The organism is Microbacterium sp. P2_F9, assembly GCF_056403635.1.
The window spans coordinates 1-4,623 of the sequence record NZ_JBFUFC010000246.1 but is presented as its reverse complement, the minus strand read 5'-3'; the positions used below and the strand labels follow the sequence as shown (position 1 = coordinate 4,623).

3 protein-coding genes are annotated in these 4,623 nt (G+C 70.6%); all 3 read left to right on the top strand.

Annotated features, from left to right (window positions below; genetic code table 11):
* Positions 1-1,282 (top strand): alpha-L-rhamnosidase-related protein (locus tag AC1DVT_RS18030; RefSeq protein WP_477390522.1); only part of this gene is annotated, 1,282 nt, incomplete at its 5' end.
* A gap of 32 nt (positions 1,283-1,314) precedes the next feature.
* The gene (locus tag AC1DVT_RS18025; protein WP_477390520.1) at positions 1,315-4,134 is read left to right on the top strand and encodes a family 78 glycoside hydrolase catalytic domain; all 2,820 of its coding nucleotides are present in this window, start codon (positions 1,315-1,317) and stop codon (positions 4,132-4,134) included.
* A gap of 22 nt (positions 4,135-4,156) precedes the next feature.
* On the top strand, positions 4,157-4,623 hold a 467-nt coding region (locus AC1DVT_RS18020; RefSeq protein WP_477390518.1), incomplete at its 3' end, for a LacI family DNA-binding transcriptional regulator.

Genomic DNA, 4,623 nt, shown 5'->3' with positions numbered 1-4,623 from the left:
CAGCGCCACCGCGTCGACCCTGATGGACTCCGAGTCGTTCTGGATGTCGTGGATGCGCGACCTCGAGATCGACCAGACCGACGAAGGCGGCGTCTCATCGGTCGTGCCCGACATCATCCGTCCGGTGGACATGCTCATGGGCGGCGTGCCGACCGAGAACATGGGCCGGGCCGGGTGGGCGGATGCCGCGACCATCGTGCCGCTCGCCGTCTACGAGTCGTACGGCTCGGACGAGATCCTCGTGCGCCAGCTCGACAGCATGCGCCGATGGGTCGACCATCTCCGCCGCCGTGCCGGCGACGGCGTGGTGCTCCCGACCGAGCCGTTCCAGTACGGCGACTGGCTGGATCCGGACGCCCCTGGCGACCGCCCCTGGGAAGCCAAGGTGTCCAGCGACTATGTCGCGAATGCGTTCTACGTGCGCTCCGCGCGGCTGCTCGCGCAGGCGGAGCGCCTCGTCGGCGACCCGGAGCGCGCGGCCGACTACGAGGACCTCGCCGGCCGCGTCGCGACGGCGACTTTCGAGACCTGGGGCGACGTCGCCATCACGACGCAGACCGGAGCCGCTCTCGCGCTCGAGTTCGATCTCGCACCGGCTGAGCGACGCGAGGGCATCGCCGCCGGACTCGCCGAAGACGTCCGCCGGGAGAACGGCCGTATCGCGACCGGCTTCCTCGGCACGCCGCTCGTGCTCTTCGCGCTCTCGCGCAACGGCTACCTCGATGAGGCCTACCTCATGCTGCTGCGGCGAGATGCGCCATCCTGGCTCTACCAGGTCGATCGCGGTGCGACGACAGTGTGGGAGCGGTGGGACGCGATCCTTCCGGACGGCAGCATCCACTCCGGCGCGATGGACGCGATGCCGAGCGAGGAGGCGGATCGCGAAGAGGGCAGCATGCTCTCGTTCAACCACTACGCCTACGGCGCGATGATCGACTGGGTCTACCGCACGGTGGGCGGCCTCGCCCCGGATCCCCTCGACCCGGGCTACCGGACGGTGCACGTCGCCCCTCGGCCGGCCGAAGGCCTCGACCACGCGAGCGCATCGATCGAGACCCGGCTGGGACGCTTGGCGATCGACTGGCGGGTTGTCGACGATGTGTTCGAGGCGACTCTCGAGGTGCCGTTCGGCGCTCGCGCCGTGCTCGACCTGCCGGTCAGCGACGCCTCGATCATCACGATCGACGGGGCCCCGGCATCCGGCGATCTGTCCCACGGCACGCATCGGATCGCGGTGACCGCGCCCGCGGTGGCCCGCCCGAGCGCCGTCGTCGCCGTCTGACCCGAACGACCGAGGAACGACAGAGGAATGGCATGACCCACCTGACCACGCGCGTCATCGTCGATGCGCCGTACCGGAGCGACACCGTCGCTTCGGCCAAGCCGACCATCGGCTGGATCACCGAGACGGATGCCGCGGACTGGCGTCAGGCTCGGGCGGAACTGCAGCTCGACCGCGCCGGCGCTGTCGCGTCGCACATCGTGGAGGGCAGGGCGTCGACCCAGATCGCGTGGCCGTTCGCCCCGCTCGCCCCGCGGGAAGAGGTGGCGCTGCGCGTCCGCGTGACGGGAGCGGACGGCGGTCAGGGCGAGTGGAGCGAACCGCGGCGGATCTTCGCCGGGTTCCTCGCGGACGAATGGAACGCCGCGACGATCGGGCTCGCCGCGCCGGCGGAGATCGGCCAGCCGGGCTATCTGCGCACGGAGTTCGACGTCACGTCGGCGCTCGCGCGGGCGACCCTCTACGCGACGGCCGTCGGCGTGTACCAGGTCGCGCTCAACGGCGCGGATGTCGACGACCAGGTGATGAAGCCGGGGTGGACGCCGTTCCAGTTCCGCACCATCCACGAGACCACCGATGTCACCGCGCTGGTGCGCGACGGACGCAACGCGCTCGGCGTGCGGCTCGCGGGTGCATGGGGAACCGAGCGCTTCGGCTTCCGCGAGAACGCCCGGCTGATCTACGGCGACCAGCCGCGATTCGCCGCACAGCTGCTGCTCGAGTTCGCCGATGGGCGCTCCGAGTGGGTCAAGACCGATGACTCCTGGCGCGGATCGACCGGCCCCATCACGGTGAGCGGCCTTTATGACGGTGAGCATTTCGACGCCCGCCGCGTGCTGGTCGACGCGGATGGCCGGGGATTCGCCGACGCCGGCTACGACGAGTCGGGCTGGGCCCTCGTCGCCGAGCAGGACCCCGTGGTGGTGCCCGAGGCGCGGGTCTCGCCGTTCGTCCGTCGGCTCGAAGAGCTCGCCGTGGTCGAGGTGATCACGACTCCTTCGGGCAAGACGGTCCTCGACTTCGGCCAGAATCTGGTGGGCCGGCTGCGGCTGCGGGTGACCGGGCCCGCCGGCACCGAGATCGTCCTGCGCCACGCCGAGGTGCTCGAGCACGGCGAGCTGGGCACCCGGCCGCTGCGCGACGCCGCCGCCACCGACCAGCTCACCCTCGCGGGCGGTGAGATCGAGTGGGAGCCCGAGTTCACGTTCCACGGGTTCCGCTATGCCGAGATCTCCGGATGGCCTGGCGTCTTCGACCCGTCAGCCGTCACGGCCGTGGTGATCCACAGCGACATGGAGCGAACCGGCTGGTTCGCGACATCCGATGTCCTTGTGAACCAGCTCCACGAGAACGTGGTCTGGGGCCTCAAGGGAAACTTCCTCTACGTGCCGACGGACTGCCCGCAGCGCGACGAACGCCTGGGCTGGACGGGCGACATCCAGGTGTTCGCTCCGACCGCCAGCTTCCTCTACGACGTGCGCGGGTTCCTCGACTCCTGGCTGCGGGACCTCGCCCTCGAGCAGGCCCACGAGGGCGGAATCGTGCCCTTCGTCGTGCCGAACGTGCTGGGGGCTGCCCGTCCCGCCGCCGCGTGGGGGGATGCCGCGACCGTGGTGCCCTGGGTGCTCAACGAGCGCTACGCCGATGTGGCGACCCTCGAACGGCAGTATCCGAGTATGAAGGCCTGGACCGATGTGCTGCTCGACATCGCCGGTGACCGCCGGCTGTGGGAGGGCAGATTCCAGTTCGGGGACTGGCTCGACCCGGACGCTCCGCCGGATCAGCCGGCGCGGGCGAAGACCGACGGCGACATCGTCGCGAGCGCCTACCTGTTCCGGTCGGCGGATGCCGTGGCACGCGCCGCGCGTCTCCTCGGTGATTCGGCGGACGCCGAGCACTACGCGGCGGTCGCGGAGGAGGTGCGTCGCGCCTTCCTCGACGAGTACGTGACGCCGTCCGGCCGCATGGTCTCCGACGCGCAGACGGCGTACGCGATGGCCATCGTCTTCGAGATCGCCCCCGCCTCGCTCATCCCGGCGCTGGGCGCTCGCCTGGCCGAGCTCACTCGCGAGTCGGGCTACAAGATCGGCACCGGGTTCGTCGGGACGCCGATCATCCAGGACGCGCTGACCCGCACCGGGCACCTCGACACCGCGCGGCGCCTGCTCGTGCAGACCGAGAACCCCTCGTGGCTCTACCCGGTGACGATGGGCGCGACGACGATCTGGGAGCGCTGGGACTCGATGCTCCCCGACGGCACGATCAACCCGGGCCAGATGACGTCGTTCAACCACTACGCGTTCGGCGCCATCGGCGACTGGCTGCACCGGGTCGTCGCGGGGCTCGCCCCCGATGCTCCCGGCTACGAGCGAATCCGCATCGCGCCGCACCCGCTGGACGGCATCGATTCCGCCTCCGCCGAGCACCTCACCCCCTACGGCCGGGCTCGTGCGGCCTGGACGCGCACCGGCGGCCGCATCCTCATCGAAGCCACCATCCCGCCCAACACGACCGCCACGGTCGAGCTGCCGGACGGGCGCACGTTCGAGGTGGGTTCGGGGATCTACGAATGGGAGGTGGATGCCGCGCCCGCGGCGCTGCCGCCGGCTCAGGTCGGATTCGACTCGAGCCTCGCGGCGGTGATCGACGATCCGGAGGCGTACCGTCTCATCCTCGACGTGCTGGAGGCGGGGAAACCCGTTGCCGCGCACGCGTTCAAGACGAACATCCAGTGGAAGCCCGGCCGCGATCTCGGGGAGGCGATCTTCCACCAGACCGGCCCGGAGCTGCAGCAGCTGATCGCTGACCGACTGGCCGAGCTGTCCGCGGCGCGCGCGCAAGTTCTGCGATGATCACCACCAGGGAGGGTTCGATATGGCGGTGAGTGTGAAGGATGTCGCGGCCGCGGCATCCGTCTCGGTCGGAACTGTGTCGAACGTGCTCAACACGCCCTCCAAAGTCGCGCCGGCGACCGTGGAGCGGGTGCTCCTGGCGATCGAGGAGCTGGGCTTCGTGCGCAACGACGCCGCGCGGCAGCTGCGCGCGGGCCGGAGCCGCAGCATCGGACTCGTCGTGCTCGACGTCGGCAACCCGTTCTTCGCCGAGATCGTCCGCGGCGCCGAGAACCGTGCGGCGGAGGACGGGCTGTCGGTGCTCGTCGGCAACAGCGACGAGACCCCCGAGCGGGAAGGCGCCTACCTCGACCTCTTCCGCGAGCAGCGGGTGAACGGGGTGCTCATCACCCCCGTGACCGACGACCTCGGCGCGGTCGAGCGCCTGCGCGACTCCGGGGTGCCCGTCGTGCTGGTCGACCGCGAGCCGGACGGCGGGGCGTTCAGCTC